Below are 19,421 nucleotides of genomic sequence, written 5' to 3' on the forward strand. Positions count from 1 at the left end.
ACACCCGTGCGCTGGAGCTCGCCGGGGTCGACGCCCACACCCCGGACCCGCCGGGTGCCAGGTTCGAACGCGACGGGTCGGGCCGCCCCAACGGCGTTCTGACCGAGCGGGAGGCGACCCTGGCGGTGAGCCGTCATATCCCGCGGCGCAGCGTCTCCGAGCGCGAGGACCTGTTGAGCGCGGTGGGGAGAAGACTCTTCAGTCGCGGAATCGTCGGTGTGTGCGACCTGCTGGCCACCACGATGCCGGACCCGCTCGCCGTGTACCGATCGGTCGCCGCACGCGCACCGTTCCCGCGCAGTGCGCTGTTCTTGGGGTGGGATCCGACATCGCCTCTGGAGGATCTCCGTGACGACGAAAGGAGGGGACCGGTACGGGTGGGCGGGGTCAAGGTGCTCATGGACGGCACCTATTCGAACCGCACGGCCTGGGTCTGCAGGCCGTATCCGGAGTCGAAGGACCACGGCATGAGGACGATCGCCGATGAGGACCTGCGGGCGGCGGCGGACTGGGCCCGCCGGAACCGGGTTCAGTTGGCCGTGCACGCCATGGGAGATCGCGCCATCTCACACGTGGTGGAGGTGTTCGCGGATCATGAGCCGTGGCTGGAGGACCGTCCCTCGGTGCGCATCGAGCACGCGACCCTCATGAGCCCCGCGCTCGTGCAGCGGCTCCGCGAGACCCGCATGACCTTCGGCATCGCCACGCACACGATCTTCCTGTACTCGGAGTACGAGGCCTACGAGAACAATCTGCGCCGAGACCAGGTGCCGGACGCCTATCCGGTCCGTTCGCTCTATGAGGGGGTGGAATCACTGGCGCTGTCCTCGGACTGTCCCGCCACCGCCTGGAGTGAGGCCGACGATGTCTTCGTCTCCATCGAGGCGGCGGTACGACGTCGTGCGTACACCGGTGCCGACATCGGTCGGGCGGCGGCGATCACGGTGCCACAGGCGGTGCTGCTCTACACCGCCCGTGCCGCCCGGCTCACCCACCTGGACGGGCTGGGCAAGATCGCCCCCGGCCACGATGCGTCTTTCGTGGTGCTCGACGACGATGTCTTCACCGTCCCCGAGGACGAGATCTCCCGGGTCGGGGTCGAGGAGACCTGGTTCGGCGGACGGCGCGTCCATCACCGCGGGTAGTGCGTGGTCGATCAGCGGGGGACTCCCAGGCCGTGGTCGGCGAGAAGCCGATTCGCCGATCCGGCGGCCTGTTCAAGACGTTCTTCGATACGCGCCCGGGGGCCGCCGACGGACAGGGCGGCCACCACGTGACCGGCCACCCCGACGCCGACGGCCACCGCGGCCACGTCGGTGACGGACTCACCGACATTGGTCGCGTATCCGCGTCGTGTGGTCAGCGCGATCTCGGCCTCGACCAGTTCACCCCGAACGTCCAGCGGTCCCAGTGCCTCGGTGACCCTGGTCCCCAGGGCGTCGTAGGCCAAAAAGATCTTTCCGGAGCTGGAGGGCCACAGGCTCCTGCGCGTGCGCAGCACGGGGGAATAGGCGATGGGGTGTTCGGAGGGCACCGTGTGCACGTACGAGAGTTCGGCCCCCACCGGCACGGCCAGGGTCACGGTCTCCTGAGTGCGGCGGGCCAGTTCACGCATGACCGGTTCGACGAGTTCGACGACGGAGGTCGAGCGCGAGGCGAGCAGCGCGTGCGCACCGAGCCCCAGGACGTACCTACCGCCCTCGGGGGCCTCCACCAGGTACCCCTCCTCGACGAGGCCTCGGACGAAGTCGTAGATGGAGGAGCGGGGGGAGCGCAGCCCCTCCACCAGCTCTTGGAGGGTCGCCCCGCGCTCGCTCCGAACGACCTGTTCGAGGATCCCCACCACCCGGCTGACGGTGCGATGCCTGCCTACCACCGCCGCGTCACCTCCTCACGGTCGGCGTCGACCGAGGTGGCCGGCCGCACGGGCCGCAGGGGCGAGTCGGTGAAGGAGATGTTCGGCGTCGTCCGGAAGTAGGAGTGCCCCAGGGGATGCCGGATCTCCTGCACGGTCCCCCGTTCCCTCAGGTAGTCGTCCTCCACCAGTGATTCGAGTGTCCTGACCTGCTGCACGGGGACCCCGACCGATCCGCATTCGCGCAGGATCTCCCGCGTGGTCCGCTCGGCCGCGTAACCGGAGATGATGGCCTGCACGTCCTCCATGTTGTCGTTCCGTTCCTGGTTGGTGGCGAACGGAACGTTCCCGGCCTCGCAGTCCACCCCGGCGATCCGGAGAAAGTCGCCCCAGTTGCGGTCCGAGTACGGAAGGACGCAGACCCAGCCGTCCACGCATCGATGCGGCCTGCGACTGGGCGCCAACGTCCGGTGCCAGCCCGCGGGACCTCGAGGGGGGATGAAGGAGAACTCGTTGAGCTGCTCGGCGAGGTTGAAGTCGACCATCACGTCCACCATGGGGACGTCCACCCATTGTCCCCGCCCGTGCGTGTTGCGATGGTGCAGCGCCGCCAGGACGGAATAGACGATGGTCAGGGCACAGATCTTGTCCGCCATCACGTAGGGGGCGTATCGCGGGCGGCCTTCGGACTTCGAGTAGATGTCGCATACCCCCGAGGCCGCCTGGACGGTGTCGTCGTAGGCGGGGGTATCGGCCATGGTCGAGTCGCTGGCATGGCCCTGCGCCGTGCACAGGATCGCCCGCGGGTTGATCGCTCGTACCGACTCCCAGTCCAAACCGAATCTGCGGCGTCGGGACGGCAGGTGGTTGGTCACGATGATGTCCGCCGACCCCAGGATCACGCGGAGCTCCGCCAGACCCTCCTCGGTGCTCATGTCGATCGCGATGTTGTACTTGCCATCGCCGAGGGAGTGGGCCGCTCCGCTCATCCCGGGTGCGACGCGTGCGCCGATGTTGCGCACCACGTCCCCGTGGGGCGGCTCCACCTTGACGACGGTCGCGCCCAGCTTGGCCAGCAGCCTGCCGGCCATCGGCGCCATCACCACACCGGAGATCTCCGCGACCCTCACACCGGCCAGCGGCCCGCTCCCCGTCCCTGGATCCAGATCCACGTCATCTCCCCGCCTCTGGCGCCTCATCCGTATATCCGTTGCGCTAGCCGTATATGCAACTATCCGTCCGGGGAGAGTCGCTGTCAAGGAGATGTCGCACGGCACTCGAGCGCCGGATTCACCGGATTCGCGGATACCCGGCCCGGTCGCGGACGGCCAGCCAGAATTGGAGGAGGAACCGGTCGCGACCGTTCTCCAGTGACAGTCCGGTCTCCTTCTCGAACAGGCGCAGACGGTAGTAGACCGTGGTCCGGTGCAGGTGGAGGATGTCGGAGGTCCGGGCGACGTTACCGGCCTGGTCGAGGAAGCACCCCACCGTCCTCAGCGACTCCTTCGACTGGGTCTCGACGGCCTCCCGCACCAATTCCGGAATCAGGGACACGTCGACCTCGGTCCGAAGGGAGACCTCCAACAGGGTCTCCAGGGGAAAGTCCTCCCGGAGCACGACGGTCTCCTCCTTCTCCGTCGCGATCCGAGCGGCCACCCGCGCGTGTTCGTAGGAGAGCGCGGCCTCGGTCAGTGGGACGGCGGACCCCACCCCGAAACGAAGCCGCTGCGAGAGCTTCGGATCCGACTCGGCCACTTCGGTGACGACGCGCTCGGCGACCTCCGTGTGCTCCACCCTCGGCGTGTCCCCGCGGCCACCGATGAGCACGAAGGCGTGGTCCTCGGTCACGGCGAAGGCCCCCGACCGATCCCACCGCGACCGGACGGCCCGCCGAAGGGCCCTGCGCAGCACGGCCGTCCGCTCGTCCACGGCGTAGGAGGGCCGGGGTTCGACACCGACCACCACAAGAGCGGTGACCTCGGCCGAGGTCTCGAAGTATCCGAGATCCAACAGGTCCCGTGCCGCGGACGCCCTGTCCCGCGTCTCATCGGAGAGCAGGCTGAACAGCAGGGCCTCGACTTCGAGTACGGAATCCAGCTCGTCCTGCTGCTGCCGCGCGAGGACACGCTCCATCTCACGGGCCACGGAGAGACACCGGCACATCTCCTCCTCGGACAACTCGTCCTCGTCGAGAAGGATCACCCACATCACGCCCAGCGGACCGTAGCGGGAACGCAGCGGAAAACTCATGCGATCGTGCTCGTGCCCGTCGATCCCCAGTGCCCGTCCACGCCGCGGCTCACGCCAGTGCGGGAACCCCGCGGCGAAGGTCGCGTCCCTGACCGGCCCTTCGATGCGCCGATTCGCCAGGGACGTCAGGCGCAGGGGATCGGCGTCGCCGAAGTGGGTGCTGGACCCCAACAGGCGAAGGTCGACGTCGTCGACGGCCACACTGCGCCTGATCTTTTGGGCAAGCCGTTCGGCGAGCTCCGTGATGGCGTCCATGTCGGGAGCATATCGACTCACACATCCAGGACCAGGGTCTCTGTCAGGCTCCGCGAGACACAGGGATACATGCGCCCCTCCGAAGCGCCGAGGAGATCACGATGTTCCGGTTCCCCGGCCAAAACCTTGACCTCACACGAGCCGCACACTCCTTCGCGACAACCCGTCCCCAAGGGAATGTCCTGCTTCAGCAGAGCGTCCATCAGCGTCTCTCCGGCAGGTACGGTCACCTCCTTTCCACTGCGCGCGCACTCCGCGACGAACCGCCTGTCGTCGGCGAAGGAGCGCGGTTCGGCCCGGAAGCGCTCGACGTGCACCCCGCCGAACCGCTCGTCGTCGAAGACCTCCTCGATCTCGGCGACCATCCGGGGAGGACCGCAGGTGACGATCTCGGTGCCCTCCGGCCGGGAGCGGGCCCAGGCGGGAAGGTCCAGCCGCTCGCCCTCGTCCGAGGCTGCGATCACGACGTGGGCGTTCTCCGCAAGTTCGTCGAGGAACGGCATACTCGCCCGGCTGCGACCGGCGTAGAGCAGGGTGGGCTCGTGTCCTCTCCGAAGGTCCCTCAAGAACATGGCCAACACGGCCGTGATCCCGATGCCACCGGCGATGAAGAGCGTCCCGGGCGGGGTGACCTCCGGGAACGTGGTCCGCGGCTCGGCCACGCGCAGGCGCGTACCGGGCCGCAGGAACAGGTGTAGGTACTCCGAGCCTCCCCGGCTGAGCTCTTCGTGCTTGACCGCGATGCGGTAGCGGCACGGGTCCGCGGGATCACCGCAGAGCGAGTATTGGCGCGTGAGCCGGTTCGGAAGCTCGACGTCCAGGTGCGCGCCTGGTGACCAGGGGGGCAGTGCCCGACCATCGGGGGCGGCGAGAATCACGGCCCGGATCCCCTGGGCCACCGTGTGAACACCTTCCACGACCAGCTCGGGCGGCATTCCGGTTGTGGTCGTCATCAGTAGAGATTCCTGTAGGTGGACTTCGCAAGCGCCTCATCGATGGCCCCCGCACTGGTCTCGGTGTTCCCGAGCCGGGCGGCGATCACCTCGCCCATGGAAGGAACGTGGTCGGCCAGGGCGAAGCCGTCGGGGTCCCACAGCCGTGCGCGCAGGATCGCCCGCCCGCAGTGCAGGTAGGCCTCCTGCACCCGCACGATGATGGCGACCTTCGGCGTCTTTCCCTCCGCCTCCAGGCGCGCGAGCACATCGGGGTCCTCGGAGAGGTACGCCGTGCCGTTGACACGCAACGACTCGTGGTGTCCCGGCACCAGGAAGACCAGCCCGATGCGCGGGTCGGTGGCGAGGTTCTCGAAGGTGTCGAGGCGGTTGTTGCCCACCCGGTCCGGAATGGCGAGCGTCCGCGAATCCAGGACCTTGACGAACCCTGGGTGGTCGCCCCGTGGTGAGCAGTCCGCCGTGCCGTCCGCGTGGGCGGTGGCCACGCAGACGAACGGGGAGTGCGCGATGAAGCGGTGGATGTTCCGGTCCACGTGGTCCTGCACCTTGGCTTCGGCGGCCTCGCTCGGTTCCCCGACGAGTTCGCGCACGCGTTCGAGGGACATGGGTTCGGGTCGTTGCGACATCAGGCTCCCCAGACTTCCCGGTAGAGGCGCATCCAGTCGCCGCCCATGATCTTGTCCACTTCTTCCCGGCCATAGCCTCGCTTGCCCAGCCCGGAAGCGATACTCGGAATCTCGGCGTTGGTCTCCAGACCCTCGATCGCGTGCAGACCACTACGGTCCCCCACATGGGAGAGGTCGACGAGAATCCCCAACTCGTTCAACCTCTTGACCACCTTGACACCGAACAGACTCAGCCCTTCATCGTGGGGCTCACGACAACCGTTGGCCACCAGGTTCCTGACGTTGCAGGCCGGCTGCGCCACGCGCACGCCGAGCACCGCGAACGCCTCGAGCCCTTCGAGATCGTTCTCGATGGGAGAGAGGTTCCGCCGGTCGAGGATGATCCCCGACCGCCCCGTCTCATGCACGCGCACGATGTCCTGGGCGGTCCTGACCTGCAGCAGAGTATCCGACCGCTCGCGGAAGCGCCGATGCCAGGCCGCCGTCGCGTCGACGGTCTCCTCCAAGCCCTCCCAGATGGCGATCGTCGCGTTGAGCGCGGTCGCCCTTCCCCGCTCCAGGCTTTCGTAGACACCGGGCTCTGCCCAGTTACCGGGATTACAGCCATCGACAGTGATTCCGTGGACCATGCTTCGATCCAACCAACTTCCGACACCCCCCGCACCACGCAGGTGTTGAAAGCCCGAGGAGGGCCTTCCTACATCTGTCGAACGGATTCTCGGGAACCTTCGATCTCTATAGGTCGAGGACCCGCTCCGCAACACCGAACATGGATCTCGATTCACACGTGCAGGAAGCACAGACGGGAAGTCTCCATGCCGAAAGGTTATTCTCACATCGTCGTGGGCGCCGGGACCGTGGGGTCGGCCGCCGCCTACTGGCTCGGCAGGCAGGGGGCCGAGCGAGTTCTCGTCCTCGACCGGTTCGGCCCGCTCCACTCCTTCGGAGCCTTCGGCGACCACTCCAGAATCATCCGCAGGGTCTACCCCTCCACCGCGTACTCAGGCCTCACCGACGCGATGTACGAAGCATGGGCCCAGGTGGAGCGGGAAAGCGGGTTGCCGCTGATCACCACCACCGGCGGGCTGGATCTCGCGGAGGAGGGGACCGCCGGGCACGCCTACATCGACAACGGCCGTCGTGTTCTGGACGAACTCGGCTTCGCCTACGACTCGCTCACCGCGGACGACATCAGGGAGCGGTTCCCGCAGTGGAGGGTCTCCGACGAGACCCTCGGCATCTTTCAACCCGATGCCGGCGTCTTGGACGTCCGCCGCTCGGTGAGCGCGCACACCTCCCTCGCCCAGGCCTTGGGGGTGGAGTTTCGCACCGCGAAGGTGGACGGCGTCGACCTTCGCGCCGACGGCGTCAGCGTGCGCGTGTCCACCCCGGAGGGGACCACCGAAACCGTCCAGGCGGACCGGCTCATCGTGGCGGCCGGAAGCTGGATGGGCCCGCTGATGTCCGACCTCGGCCTGAAGTTCACCCTCACCCTGTCCCAGGAGCAGGTCAGCTACTTCAGCAGCGCGCACCTGAGCTCCTTCACCCCGGACAGGCATCCCGTCTGGATCTACCACGGGCCGCGGGACACCTACTACGGATTCCCCGTCTACGGCGAGGCCGCCACGAAGCTGGGCAGGGACATGCGAAGCCGCTTCATCAGGAGTGAGGAGCGGGTCTTCGAAGGCGACGACGTCGAAGGGGAGCTCCTCGCCGCGTTCCTACGTGAGCACCTTCCCCGGTCCGTGGGCCCGGCCCTGGCCCACCGGACCTGTGTCTACGACATGGCTCCGGACCGCGGCTTCGTGCTGGACACTCTGCCGGGCCACCCTCACGTCGCGGTCTTCAACGGGGCGGGACACGCGGCGAAGTTCGGCAGCCTCATGGGGCGGATCCTGGCCGACCTGCAGACGGAGGGAACGACTCCGCATCCGATCGAGGCCTTCGGTCTCGATCGGCCGGCCGTCTCCGATCCCGAGCATCCGATCACCTTCAGGCTGGAGACCCCGGAGAACGAAGGAGAGCAGGGTCGTGCACACCTCTGAGCTGATGAGGACCGGTGAGTTCGTCTTCTCCCGGGGCGAGGACCCCGTCGGGTTCCATGACCTACTGCCCGGATTCACCGCGCAGGACCGTCTCGGGGTCGTGGCCCTGGAACCCGGGGATTCGCTGAGGGCCGCTCCCCTGCTCCTGGCCTCGGTGGGTGCGTTCTACGAGGAGTTGCGCGCCACGGAGACCGACTTCTACCTGTATCCCGATTTCTTCGTCTTCCACGTGGGCGGGCCGAAAGGACGGCACAGCCCGCTCGACGTGTGGCCGCAGAGCAAGGAGGTCATCGTGCCACCGGACCCGCAGGCCCTGCTCTGCGCGATCAACGACCGGGGCATCACCCGACTGATACTCCCCAACGGTCCGGGGGCGGGCGGTGTCGTCATGCTGCACGCCGTGCAGATCGCCGCACGGCGACTCCGCACGATCCTGACCACCGCGGCCGACACCGCCGGCCACCGGTGGAGCGTGCGGCCCTCGGAAGCCGCGGTGCCACTGATCTCGCGCTGCGCCAGGGTCTCGGCCGACCTCCTGGGTGAGGGGTCGACCGATCGCTGGAGGGCGACGTCGTCGGCCGCACAGGGTTACACGGAGCTGTCCTTTGACGAGGCCCTCTCCGCGCTGTGCGCCGCGGGGGCCACGACCGAACCCCTCGGTTTCAGCGCCGAATACCGCACACGCGCGGGCCTGACCGAAGGCATCCTGGCCCGTGACCGGTACACGGTCGGCGCACCCGGCGTCAGCGGACCACCGAGCTGAGCAACAGGCTCGTCTCGCTGTTGACCACACCGTTGATCCCGCGCATCCGGCGAAGCAGCTCGTCGAACTCCCGGAGGTTCTCACAGGAGATCTCCGCGACCAGGTCCCACCCGCCGTTGGTGGTGTGCAGCGCCATGATCTCGGGGGATCCCCGCAGCTCGGCGATCACGTGGTCGGTGGTCCGCCCCACCACTTCGATGAAGGAGATCGCCCGTACCTCCCCCGTCTCGTGGTGGTCGCGCACCCGCACACCGAACCCCACGATGACGCCCTGGGCCTTGAGCTTCTCGATCCTGTTGGTCACCGTGGCCCGTGACACGCCCAGTTGCTCGGCGAGCGCGGCCACGGGCGCGCGCCCGTCCTTGCTCATCGCAGAGATGAGACGGCGGTCGAGATCCGTGAGGCGAGCCATGAGCATAATGCTCGGTCTTACTTGTCGATCTGGCACCCACCGGCACTGAATTCGAGCATTTCTTCTCTTATATTCGCACATCGAGATCACTAATCTGAGTCACATCCGCCATCACCTCTCCACCCCCACAACCTGCGCAAGGAGCCGGAAATGCCGCAGTTCGTCGACGTCGGAAATATGTCCCGATGGATCCAGCGTGAAGGCGTCGAACGCCTCATGTCCGGAATGATCGGTTATTTGGAGGAGGATTTCCGACGGTGGGAGCGATTCGACAAGGTTCCCCGAATCGCCAACCACACACCCTTCGGAGTCATCGAGCTGATGCCGACCTCCGACCACGAGACCTACGCGTTCAAATATGTCAACGGTCACCCTTTCAACCCCGCCCGAGGATTCCAGACGGTCACCGCTTTCGGGGTCCTCGCCGACGTGGACAACGGCTATCCGACCTTCCTGGCCGAAATGACGCTGTTGACCGCGCTGCGCACCGCGGCGACCTCGGCCATGACCGCCAAGACCCTGGCCCGCCCAGGCGCACGGTGCATGGCCATGATCGGCGCGGGCTCCCAGGCGGAGTTCCAGGCACTGGCCTTCCGGGCCGCTCTGGGCATCGAGGAACTGCGCGTGTTCGACGTGGACTCCGCCGCCATCGGGAAGCTGCGCCGGAACCTGGAGCCCCTGGGCTTCCGGGTGATGGAGGCCTCCTCCACCGACGAAGCGGTCTTCGGGGCGGACATCATCACCACCTGCACGGCCGACAAGGCCCAGAACACGGTTCTGGGTTCAGATCAGGTCCGGCCCGGCGTGCACATCAACGCGGTGGGCGGTGACTGCCCGGGCAAGACCGAGCTGAGCGCCCAGATCCTTCGGCGGGCACGGGTGTTCGTGGAGTACACCGAACAGACCCGCATCGAGGGGGAGATCCAGCAGATGGAGCCCGACTTCCCCGTCGTCGAGTACTGGAAGGTGCTCACCGGTGAGGAGATCGGTCGCCGCGATGAGGAGGAGATCACCATCTTCGACTCGGTCGGCTTCGCCATCGCCGACTTCTCCGCGCTGCGGTTCCTACGCGACTCCACGGCCGGGACGGAACTGCAGACATTCATCGACCTGGTGGCGGACCCCGAGGACCCCAAGGACCTCTTCTCCCTGGTGCGCTCGCGCAGGCCGGTCGGGTGACGACCTCGCTGTGAACGCCCTCGCCCCCGCGGTGCGCCCTTGATGGGACGCCCCGGGGGCGAAGATCGTGTCTTCGGACCTCGGGCGCGGTCTACGACGAACACGTGGGAGGGGATGAGGGCGGGGGCGGCCAGGACCGCGGGAAGGGCACGTCGAGCGAGGCGGCGGTGACCGGGGCGTGTTCGGCCGCCGCGTACAGGTACCCGTCGCGTTGGAGAACGGCGCCGCTACGCGACATCGTCCTCACCAGCTCGGCAGAGAGTTCCTCCGGGCCGGTCCGCAGCAGCCGGGCGGCGTCCTGGAGCCATTCCCGGGCGTGCAGGTAGGGCTCGACGTCCGCGACCGGAATTCCGTTACGGATCATCAGGGCGAAGGCGAGGATCCGCCGGGCCCCGTACCAAACGACCCCCTGGGGATCGTCGACCAGGCGCTGGGAGCTCTGCACGGCCTTGGCCGGCGCGGCGTCCGGATCCGTGGGCAGGGGCCCGTGCGCGGTCAGCAGCACCCGTGGACGGAGCTCGGAGACTCGGTGCAGGGAGGCCAGCGCCGTCTCGGCCGCCTCGGGGCCGTCCAGGGCCAGGTTCACCCAGCCCACGTCATAGTCCGAAAGCGCGTCACCGACCACCAGGAGTCGTTCCTCCGGTTGCCAGAGTGCCAGGTGGCCGGGGGTGTGTCCGGGGGTGGCGATGACCTGCCGGTCGGCCTCACCCAGGTGGAGCACCTGCTCGTCGTGGAGGGGGAGGTCGACGGTGTAGGGGGCGACCGGCTGGTCGAGGTACTCGGCCGCGCAACACCCCGGGTCGCGACGTCGGAGCGCGGTGGCGTCGATGGCTCCGGCCGCGATGCCCGCGCCCCGTGACTGCAACAGGGCGTTGCCTCCGACGTGGTCGGAGTGCCGGTGGGTGTTCACCACCGGGTCGAGATCGCGGGTGCGTTCCCGGACCAGGTCGGCGGTCTGGGAGGCATGGCCGACGAAGCCGCTGTCGATCAGGGCGGGGCGGGTTCCCTCGAGCAGGAGCAGGTTGCAGTCGGGAAAGGGTCGTGACCGCCGGCTCACCCAGGAGGGCAGGTCGGGCTCGGGGGCCGGACTCACTGTTCGGGCCGTTCGTCCACGCGGATCAGTGTCTGCTGTCCGGCCGCCACGAGCTTTTCCCGGCCGTCGTCGATGGCGTAGACCTCCAGTCGACAGATGGTGAGGGTGCGCCCGGGTTTGAGGACCGTCGCCACGGCGTCCAGGCGCTCTCCCCGGGCGGGGGCCAGGAGGTTGATCTTGTACTCCACGGTCAGGACGGCCGTCTTGGCGGGGAAGAGGGTGTAGGCGGCGTACCCGCCCGCCGTGTCGGCGATGGCGCTGGTGGCACCGGCGTGGAAGTAGCCGTGCTGCTGGGTGACCTCGGGGCGGGCCGGGAGCGCGACACGGACCCGCCCGTGACCGATGTGGGTCAGTCGTGCACCCAGGTGACGCATCAACCCCTGGCTGTCGAAACCGGTGCGGATACGTTCTTCCACCTCGGGACTCACATGATCCTGCCGGGCCTGGTCGTGCACGTCACTCCTCGTTGCTCTGGTCGGACACTCGATGCCGTGGGCTTCGAGCGGTGGATGTGGGGCCGGATCGAATCAGACGATCACCCCATCGGTCCAGGCACCCGCCCGAAACGGTGGGTGCGGTGGGTCAGCCCAGAAGGTGTTCGGCGATCAGGAAGAGCGCGATGGCGACCATGGCGGTGCCCGAGACCCGACCCACGACACGGGCCGCCTGGGGACGGGTGCTCAGTACCGCCCGCGCCGCTGCGGCGACGATCAGGTAGACCATCGCGCAGCTGAGCACGTGAACCGAGCCGAGGACGATGATCTGCGCGGGGACGGGCCACTCCCCCGCGGGGTCGGTGAACTGCGGCAGCAGCGCCAGGAAGAGCAGGAAGACCTTGGGGTTGAGCCCGCTGACCCCCACACCCTTGGCCGCCCACCCCATCCGGGAGGTGTTCTGGCCTCCGGTGGCGACGCTCGGTGTCGGTGGACGAGCGATCATGCCCACCCCCAGCCAGAGAAGGTAGGCGGACCCGACGATGGTCAGCGCCGAGAGCGCGAATGGGGTACCGGCGACCAACGCGCCCACCCCGGCGGCCACGATCAAGGTGGCGATGAGGTGTCCGGCCAGCATTCCGGCCACGGCCGGCACGATGGCGCGCTTGTTCAGGCCCGCCGCGATGGCATAGGCCCAGTCCGCCCCGGGTGTGATCACGAACAGGACCGACACCCCCCAGAACGCGGCCAACGTCGCCGTGCTCATCTCCTCGCCTCACTTCCCCCCGCATTTCCACGAACCTCTGGTTCGCCCTCACACGGGGAAGACTATGGCGGAACAAGCAGAAAGTGCTTCCAACTTCTTGCTCTAGTACGGCTCTCCAAGCAAGAATATTCCTCATGGATGAGATTGACAGGAAGATCCTTGCCGAGCTCCAGGACGACGGGAGGTTGACGGTCACGGAGTTGGCCGAACGTGTCCGACTCAGCGTCTCGCCGTGCCATCGCAGGGTGCGCGCTTTGGAGCGTTCCGGGGTGATCAGCGGATACCACGCGCACCTGGACTCGTCCGTACTGGGCCTGAACTTCTCCGCGTGGGTGTTCGTCACGCTGCGGGAAGGAGACCGGGGGGCGGTCGGCGCCTTCGAGGAGGCCGTCGCCCGGGTGCCACAGGTCGTCCAGGCCCAGCGGTTATTCGGTGAGCCCGACTACCTCATGCGGGTCGTCGAGCGGGATCTTCCCGCGTTCCAACGGCTCTACGACGAGCACCTGGCCGCTCTCCCCGGGGTGCAGCGTCTGACCTCGACACTGGTGATGAAGGACCTCATCAACGACCGCCCCCTCCCTCTCTAGGCTGCTCACCACCACCTCCGTGACGGGGCTCTCGATCAGCCGGAAGCCCCACCGCGCCAAGGAGGCAACCGACCGACTCGGCTCACCGGTCGGCGCGCGGCGCCGACTCGCACAAGAGTCGAGACAGATCCCGGATCCTTCACGAAGAGAGCGGCCGCCCCGACCGGCTCAGCGACGCCTTGGGGGGAGGCGCGTATGCGAGCCGGTTCGTCAGCGTCCGGTGGCGCGCCTCCCACTTATGGTCCTCGGCACCCTTGACGAGTAAGTCGTGGAACTCACGGACCGGTTCGGCGCACCGGTCCCGGCCCTCATGTGCGACCGCCTCGTCGGGCTCTCGGAGATTGGGCTCCAAGCGATCGATCTCCGGAGCCCTCCCCTCCGCACCTGGAAGCGGCACCCCGAGCATCTCCTTCGGCTCGAAGGGTTCCGTGTTCTCCCGTCGAGACGGCACCGTGACGAGAGATCCGCCCGGGGCGGCTGACGCCGCACTCCTCGGCCAGTATATCAACATGAGTTGATATACTTTTCAGGGGACCACTGACGAAGGGCATGACCATGGAGAACAGAGCCGGGACCGAGACGCGCCGCGGGCGGCGTCCGGGCACGAACACGACCCGCCAGGCCATCCTCGACGCGGCACGAACCCGGTTCGCCACCGACGGCTTCACCTCGACGACGATCCGGCGGATCGCGACCGACGCCGGGGTCGACGCCGCCCTGGTGATGCAGTTCTTCAAGTCGAAGAACGACCTGTTCGCCGCCGTGATGTCGATCTCGCCGAACGCGCTGGCCCGATTCACCAACGCGTTCGAGGGGCCCTCCGACCAGCTCGGCGAACGAGTGGTCCGCGCCTATCTCAGCGTGTGGGAAGGAGCGCCCGAGGACTCCGATCCGCTCATGGCCATGCTCCGCGGCGCGATCGTCAACGAGCAGGCACGCGAACAGCTACGGGAGTTCATCCAGGCCCGCCTGATGATTGCCGTCGAGTCGTCCTCCCTCGATGCCGACGACGCGGCCCTGCGTGCGGGGCTGGCATCGTCGATGCTGGTCGGCATCGTCGTGGGACGGCGCGTCGTCGGGGTTCCCGAGCTCGCTGAGGCGAACATCGAAAGACTGGTCGCGCTCGCCGCGCCGGGCATCCAGAGTGTCCTGGCCGCCGGGGCGCCGCCGACCGATCGCGACGAAGGAGATTCACAGCGATGACACAGGTCGACGGGCGGATCTATGTCGAGGGACACCTGGCAGAGGACTTCCACGATCTCCAGGATGCGGTCCAGGCACTGCGGCGGCCGGAAGCGGTGACCTGGATCGGGTTGGTGGCACCGGACGCGGACACCCTGCAAGCGGTGGCGGAGGTGTTCGGTCTGCACCCGCTGGCCGTGGAGGACGCGCGCAAGGGGCACCAGCGGGCCAAGCTGGAACGGTACGGCGACACACTGTTCGTGGTGTTGCGCCCGGCCGGGTACGACGACGAGGCCGAACGTGTGGAGTTCGGTGAGGTGCACCTGTTCGTCGGGCCGCGCTTCGTCGTCACGGTCCGGCGCGAGGTGCGGCCGGACCTGACAGCGGTCCGCGAGACCCTGGAGGCGGATCCGGAGTTCCTCGGCCTGGGTCCCGAGGCGATGCTGACGGCCTTCCTCGACGAGATCGTGGACCAGGAGGCGCCCGTCATCGCGGGTCTGGAAGAGGACATCGACGAGGTCGAGGACAACCTCTTCGGTGGGGGCGGCATCGACCCCGAACTACCGGAGCGCATCTACCGGTTGTTGGGGCAGGTGATCACCTTCCAGCGCGCGACCCGACCGCTGCCCGCCATGTTGGACGGGCTGCTGCGCGGCGCGGGTCGGTACGGCACGGGGGACGAGGTACAGAACCGGCTCCGCAACGTGCACGACCACACCGTCCGGGTGGCGGACCGGGTCGACACGGCCCGTTCCCTGCTGGAGAACGCGCTCACCGTCCACTCCACACTGATCTCCCTGGAGCAGAACGAGGAGATGCGGCGGATGTCGAGTACCAGCGTCCGTCTCGCCGAGGAGACCATCGAGCAGGGCGAGAAGGTCAAGCAGATCTCGTCGTGGGCGGCGATCCTGTTCACCCCGACCCTCGTGGCGGGGGTGTACGGGATGAACTTCGACCTCATGCCGGAACTGCACTGGGCGTGGGGATATCCGTTCGCGCTGGGGCTCATGCTCAGCCTGGCGGTCGGTCTCTGGAGCGTGTTCAAGTTGCGCGGCTGGCTCTGAGCACCCTCGTTCCGGAAGGAGCGAGGCGCCCCGAGGAGCCACCGTTGTCCGGTTTCCCGTGCGACGTGGGAGACCCCGTGGTCATTGTCGTCGGGTGTGCGCCGGGTTCTCGTTGGTGAGCATGATCCCCCCGTGTGGTGTTCGTACTCGATGAGGGACACCGGGCTCTGGTCGGTGGCAGAAGGGGCTGTCAGGCCCTGAACCGTCGGTCCGACACGACCCGGTGTCGTCGAGAGGAGCCTCGTAGTGGACGGAAGGCAGGTGCTCGATGCTGCAGACCATGCTCCTCGGACCGCGTACCCGGACACGGCGCCGCACACAGCTGCGAAGGTCGAGTGAGCACCGTGGTGCCGAAGGTGTTCGGCCCTGTGACCGTCGCCCGGGCAGGGCTCGACGTCGGCCCGCCCCTCCTGTTCGGAAGGGGCGGGCCGACTTTCGGTCAGGCCTTCTTGACGGGGAGTTGTAGGTAGGAGGCCTGGTCTCCACCGGTGTGGATGATGTGCCGTCCGCTGTTGGCGGGGACGTAGTCCTTCGTTCCGGGCATCATCGGCCCCAGAGTGTTCCGGGAGCCGACGACGAAGCGGAGCTGCTCGCCGGGGTGGAACGCAAGGCCGACCGGGAGCAGGTCGATCTCGATCTCGGCGACCTCGCCCGGTGAGAGCTTCTCGACCCGGTCGAAGGAGTGGACGGGGACGTCGGCGGTCGAGAGCTTCTCGTCCAGATGACGCATGGAGACCCGCAGGCGCCCGTCCGAGCCCTTGTAGCGCAGGATCGTCGCACCGTTCTCGGTGACGTCGTGGACCCTCGCGCTCTGGTTCGGCGTGGTGAACGCCTGCAGCGGGGTACCGTACCTGTCGAGCTTCTGGAGGAGGACGAACAGGTCCATGTCGTCGGAGCCATCGGCCTCGACCCACAGATGAGCCTTCGGGTAGCCGACCAGTGTGGTCTCCTCTTCGAAACGAACGAGGAAGGACACCAGGTCCGGGTCGGCGTCCACGAGATAGTCCGCGGTCGCCGCCTCCGTTGGGGCAGTGGTACTCAAAGAGCGTGAGCCTGCGTCGAGGTGGTACCTGGTCGACTCGACCTGCGCCGGCGGGAACTCGTCCGCCGGCAGCGCGACCCGGTCACCGCCTTCGAGGTCGAGCACCGAGTACCGCACACGCGGGGTCTGCTCCCAACCGTTGTCCTCGCCCTTGAGGAAGTGGTCGAAGAAGCGGCGCAGGTCATCGACGTTGGTCTCGTCGTAGTAGTCCGGCCACTCCTGGCCGTTGTGGATGCGCAGCCACTTGTCCTGCGACGCCATCCGGCGCCAGGCGCGGAACGTGCCCGCGGTGTGCAGGGTGTTGGAGTAGCTGGCCACGACGTAGGCGGGAACGGTGATCCGGTCGAAGCGCGGGATCTTGTTCTCCCACAGCTCGTCCATGAGCGGGTGCTGCTCGATCTCGGTGAGGATGTCCTCCTTCCGGTTCCTGCCGAAGAAGCTGCCGTTCTGAAGTGTCCCGGCGAACCCGGTGTCGGGCATGCCTCCACGCCTGGCGAGGTCGCGGTAGACGTCGCTCACGCCCTCCCACGGGTTGATCGCGGCCAGGTGCGGAGGCTGCTCGGCGGCGGTGAACCACTGCGAGACGGCCAGGTAGGAGGTGCCGCTCATCGCGACCTTGCCGGTGCACCAGTCCTGGACTGCCAGCCACTCGACCAGGTCATAGCAGTCCCTGCCCTCCTGGCGGTCCCACAGGACGCTGTCGCCCTCGGAGTCGACCACGCCCCGGATGTCCGGGTTGCAGATCGCGTACCCCTGCGCGCACCAGTACGCCGGGTCCGGGCCCTCGAACTTCTCCAGACCCGAGACGATCCCGTTGTCCAGGCCGACCAGGCCGAACACGCCCATCACGCTGACGGAGGTGCCCTGGCCCTTGCCGTAGGGGCTCCACGCCACGATGACCGGTACCCGTTCCGTCCCGAGGGGACGGAAGACGTCGACGTGAATCGTGACGCCGTCACGCAGTGTGACCGCCACGTCCTTTTCGAACACGATGTCGATGGGCAGCGGCTTGAACTGCGGTGCGATCTGGAAGCCCGCCTCCAAAGTGCGGGTCCCGGGGTCGAAGTCGCTCAGGATCCCGTACCGGGGCCCTGGCAGCGGGTGGGACGGTACGTACACCTTCTGGTCAAAGCTCATGGCGGGCTCCTCACATATCGCGACCCGCGAGCGGGCCTCGGTCAACGGCTCGACCATACGTCCGCGACACGGGGAACTCAACGCACGTTGATATATTTTTACCGAACGGACGTCGACGAGCGCGGACGACGTTCGACCTGGGCCCCGAGCATCGAGACCCCCTCCATGTCCAGCCGCGCGACCCACCGGACCGGCGAACCGAACCGCTGCCTTCGGCCCCGTCCCCTGGCCGGCACTTTCCCGCCACCGGAAAATCGGACCGTTCCACGAAAACCGTGCCGCCATAAGACAGGGGCGGGGATCCGTGACGCCCCACGATGTCCTTCTTGAGGACGTGACCCCAGAACCCGGAAGATCCGGCTTCGGAAAGCACGGGACACACCAGGTCGGCCGCCTTACCCACCGGCGACAACGGCAGGCCGACCGGGCAGCGGCTACTTCAGGTTCAGCGGTGGCCTGCTCCTGGTGAGCGAGGTGGTCCAGGCACACCCCAGAACCTCCATCACGACCGACACGAGAACAACTCTCTGAGATCACTCGGCGGCCGGTAGGACCCGTAGAACGGAACCGATGGACTCGGCGCGACCGGACATGTCACGGTTGAATAAACCGACAACGAGTCGCCGATGATGTCTTTACGAACCATGGGCACCCGTGGTTGTATCCTCACTGATGTCCACGACCATCCTCATCACGGGTGAGGCGAAATCGCCGTCCGGAAACCCGATCACCACCCGGTTCGGGATCTTCTACGTCGTTTTCGTGGTCGATACGGACAACCACCGGATTCTGGATGCGGAATGCTCCGCGACGTTGGCACTGACGAAGTCGTTCGTCACGAGCTTGTTCGCAGGAGAGCGCATCACGGACGAAGGTCGCCTGACGGAGCAGATCACCGCCCGGTATCACGGCTCCTCGCAGCGCGCACTGATCGCGGCGTTGCGCAACGCCGTGGTGAAGTACCGCAACATCGTCGACCCGACCTCGGACTGAGGCCCGTGCCCGACGCTCCTCGCGGGGCGCGGTCCGCACACCTTTGAGACCACGGTCGGCGGCAGGCCGATTCGATTGCCTGTTCCCTCACCGGAACAAGACCCAGTCGGAAACAAGCACGTGTGCACACGTGCTTGTTTCCGACTTTTTTTTGTTCCAGGGGATCAGACCGCATCAGGAAGGACGGAAAAGACAACACAATGATCACGGACGGATTTCTGTATCTGGGCGTGCTGTTGGCACTGGCCGGCGTTCTCGTGTTCGTAACCCGGCGGAGCAACATCCGCCTGTTCACCTATGTGCCCGCATTCGTGCTGCTGTACATCTGCGCTGCGGCGCTGAACACGACGGGGGTCTTCGGCGAATCCGAGTCGATCGAGGCGACCGGCGAGGCGGTGCAGGACGCGCTTTTGCCGGCCATGATCCTGCTCCTGCTGTTCAAGTGCGACATCCGCAAGATCATCAAACTGGGCCCGAAGCTGCTGCTGACCTTCGCCGTGGCCGCAGCGAGCATCGTGCTCGGTTTCCTGGTCGCCTACCTGGTGTTCCAAGCGACGTTGGACGCCGAGGCATGGAAGGCGCTGGGCGCGCTCAGCGCCTCGTGGACCGGTGGTTCCGCGAACATGGTGGCGGTCCAAGGCATTCTGCAGGCCCCGGAGAACGTGTTCGGATACGTGCTGATCGTCGACACGGTGCTGTACTCGGTGTGGCTCCTGCTGATGTTCGGTTCGGTGGGTTTCTCGGACCGGTTCAACCGGTGGACCAAGGCGGACACCACCAAGTTC

The 19,421-nt window shown here is 67.2% G+C and carries 21 protein-coding genes; 9 read left to right on the forward strand and 12 right to left on the reverse strand.

What is annotated here, in order from left to right:
* Window positions 1-1,145, forward strand: a 1,145-nt coding sequence (locus tag K8V84_RS13245; protein WP_304074573.1) for an amidohydrolase, incomplete at its 5' end; no start/stop codon positions are given.
* 11 nt (window positions 1,146-1,156) lie between these two features.
* Here K8V84_RS13245 and K8V84_RS13250 read toward each other — a convergent pair.
* From K8V84_RS13250 to K8V84_RS13275, 6 genes are all read right to left on the reverse strand, one after another.
* Entirely contained in the window at window positions 1,157-1,876 is a 720-nt protein-coding gene (locus K8V84_RS13250) for an IclR family transcriptional regulator (RefSeq protein WP_304074575.1), read from the reverse strand.
* A complete protein-coding gene (locus K8V84_RS13255) occupies window positions 1,870-3,027 on the reverse strand; it encodes a CoA transferase (protein WP_304074577.1) in 1,158 nt (385 codons plus the stop codon). Before K8V84_RS13255 ends, K8V84_RS13250 begins: the two co-directional genes overlap by 7 nt.
* Before the next feature lie 118 nt (window positions 3,028-3,145).
* The gene (locus tag K8V84_RS13260) at window positions 3,146-4,360 is read right to left on the reverse strand and encodes a CdaR family transcriptional regulator (RefSeq protein WP_304074579.1); all 1,215 of its coding nucleotides are present in this window, start codon (window positions 4,358-4,360) and stop codon (window positions 3,146-3,148) included.
* A gap of 17 nt (window positions 4,361-4,377) precedes the next feature.
* Window positions 4,378-5,313 carry a PDR/VanB family oxidoreductase gene (locus K8V84_RS13265; RefSeq protein ID WP_304074581.1) on the reverse strand — a complete coding sequence of 312 codons (936 nt, stop codon included), beginning with the start codon at window positions 5,311-5,313 and terminating at the stop codon, window positions 4,378-4,380.
* Complete coding sequence (locus tag K8V84_RS13270) at window positions 5,313-5,939, reverse strand: MSMEG_1061 family FMN-dependent PPOX-type flavoprotein (protein ID WP_304074583.1); 627 nt, start codon at window positions 5,937-5,939, stop codon at window positions 5,313-5,315. The genes K8V84_RS13265 and K8V84_RS13270 overlap by 1 nt, the downstream gene beginning before the upstream one ends.
* On the reverse strand, window positions 5,939-6,568 hold the full coding sequence (locus tag K8V84_RS13275) for a membrane dipeptidase (RefSeq protein ID WP_304074584.1): 630 nt from the start codon (window positions 6,566-6,568) through the stop codon (window positions 5,939-5,941). The genes K8V84_RS13270 and K8V84_RS13275 overlap by 1 nt, the downstream gene beginning before the upstream one ends.
* 186 nt (window positions 6,569-6,754) lie before the next feature.
* Here K8V84_RS13275 and solA point away from each other — a divergent pair, with 186 nt between their 5' ends.
* Window positions 6,755-7,984 carry an N-methyl-L-tryptophan oxidase gene (gene solA, locus K8V84_RS13280; RefSeq protein WP_304074586.1) on the forward strand — a complete coding sequence of 410 codons (1,230 nt, stop codon included), beginning with the start codon at window positions 6,755-6,757 and terminating at the stop codon, window positions 7,982-7,984.
* The gene (locus K8V84_RS13285) at window positions 7,971-8,747 is read left to right on the forward strand and encodes a hypothetical protein (RefSeq protein WP_304074588.1); all 777 of its coding nucleotides are present in this window, start codon (window positions 7,971-7,973) and stop codon (window positions 8,745-8,747) included. The genes solA and K8V84_RS13285 overlap by 14 nt, the downstream gene beginning before the upstream one ends.
* Here the strand turns inward: K8V84_RS13285 and K8V84_RS13290 are convergent.
* Window positions 8,728-9,159: an Lrp/AsnC family transcriptional regulator gene (locus K8V84_RS13290; RefSeq protein WP_304074589.1), complete on the reverse strand. Its 432-nt coding sequence runs from the start codon at window positions 9,157-9,159 to the stop codon at window positions 8,728-8,730. The genes K8V84_RS13285 and K8V84_RS13290 overlap by 20 nt on opposite strands.
* 150 nt (window positions 9,160-9,309) lie before the next feature.
* Between K8V84_RS13290 and K8V84_RS13295 the strand changes: the two genes are divergently transcribed.
* Window positions 9,310-10,338, forward strand: coding sequence for an ornithine cyclodeaminase (locus K8V84_RS13295; RefSeq protein ID WP_304074590.1), 1,029 nt, complete (start codon window positions 9,310-9,312; stop codon window positions 10,336-10,338).
* Window positions 10,339-10,429: 91 nt separating this feature from the next.
* Here the strand turns inward: K8V84_RS13295 and K8V84_RS13300 are convergent, their stop codons facing one another.
* From K8V84_RS13300 to K8V84_RS13310, 3 genes are all read right to left on the reverse strand, one after another.
* Entirely contained in the window at window positions 10,430-11,431 is a 1,002-nt protein-coding gene (locus tag K8V84_RS13300; RefSeq protein ID WP_304074592.1) for an MBL fold metallo-hydrolase, read from the reverse strand.
* Entirely contained in the window at window positions 11,428-11,847 is a 420-nt protein-coding gene (locus K8V84_RS13305) for a PaaI family thioesterase (RefSeq protein WP_304074594.1), read from the reverse strand. The genes K8V84_RS13300 and K8V84_RS13305 overlap by 4 nt, the downstream gene beginning before the upstream one ends.
* Before the next feature lie 166 nt (window positions 11,848-12,013).
* A complete protein-coding gene (locus K8V84_RS13310; RefSeq protein WP_304074595.1) occupies window positions 12,014-12,631 on the reverse strand; it encodes a LysE family translocator in 618 nt (205 codons plus the stop codon).
* 134 nt (window positions 12,632-12,765) lie between these two features.
* Here K8V84_RS13310 and K8V84_RS13315 point away from each other — a divergent pair, with 134 nt between their 5' ends.
* A complete protein-coding gene (locus K8V84_RS13315; protein WP_304074597.1) occupies window positions 12,766-13,218 on the forward strand; it encodes an Lrp/AsnC family transcriptional regulator in 453 nt (150 codons plus the stop codon).
* Window positions 13,219-13,357: 139 nt separating this feature from the next.
* Here K8V84_RS13315 and K8V84_RS13320 read toward each other — a convergent pair whose 3' ends face one another.
* Window positions 13,358-13,729 carry a hypothetical protein gene (locus K8V84_RS13320; protein WP_304074599.1) on the reverse strand — a complete coding sequence of 124 codons (372 nt, stop codon included), beginning with the start codon at window positions 13,727-13,729 and terminating at the stop codon, window positions 13,358-13,360.
* Window positions 13,730-13,773: 44 nt separating this feature from the next.
* Here K8V84_RS13320 and K8V84_RS13325 point away from each other — a divergent pair, with 44 nt between their 5' ends.
* Complete coding sequence (locus K8V84_RS13325) at window positions 13,774-14,421, forward strand: TetR family transcriptional regulator (protein ID WP_304074601.1); 648 nt, start codon at window positions 13,774-13,776, stop codon at window positions 14,419-14,421.
* Entirely contained in the window at window positions 14,418-15,464 is a 1,047-nt protein-coding gene (locus K8V84_RS13330; RefSeq protein ID WP_304074602.1) for a magnesium and cobalt transport protein CorA, read from the forward strand. The genes K8V84_RS13325 and K8V84_RS13330 overlap by 4 nt, the downstream gene beginning before the upstream one ends.
* Window positions 15,465-15,903: 439 nt before the next feature.
* On the opposite strand, the gene K8V84_RS13335 is transcribed toward K8V84_RS13330, so the two are convergent.
* Window positions 15,904-17,643 carry a CocE/NonD family hydrolase gene (locus tag K8V84_RS13335; protein WP_304074604.1) on the reverse strand — a complete coding sequence of 580 codons (1,740 nt, stop codon included), beginning with the start codon at window positions 17,641-17,643 and terminating at the stop codon, window positions 15,904-15,906.
* Between the two features lie 672 nt (window positions 17,644-18,315).
* Between K8V84_RS13335 and K8V84_RS13340 the strand changes: the two genes are divergently transcribed.
* Both K8V84_RS13340 and K8V84_RS13345 read left to right on the forward strand, forming a co-directional pair.
* Window positions 18,316-18,636 carry a DUF3870 domain-containing protein gene (locus K8V84_RS13340; protein ID WP_304074606.1) on the forward strand — a complete coding sequence of 107 codons (321 nt, stop codon included), beginning with the start codon at window positions 18,316-18,318 and terminating at the stop codon, window positions 18,634-18,636.
* 200 nt (window positions 18,637-18,836) lie between these two features.
* Window positions 18,837-19,421, forward strand: a 585-nt coding sequence (locus K8V84_RS13345) for a DUF819 family protein (RefSeq protein ID WP_304074608.1), incomplete at its 3' end; no start/stop codon positions are given.

The organism is Nocardiopsis listeri (genome assembly GCF_020741345.1).
GTDB lineage: Bacteria > Actinomycetota > Actinomycetes > Streptosporangiales > Streptosporangiaceae > Nocardiopsis > Nocardiopsis listeri_A.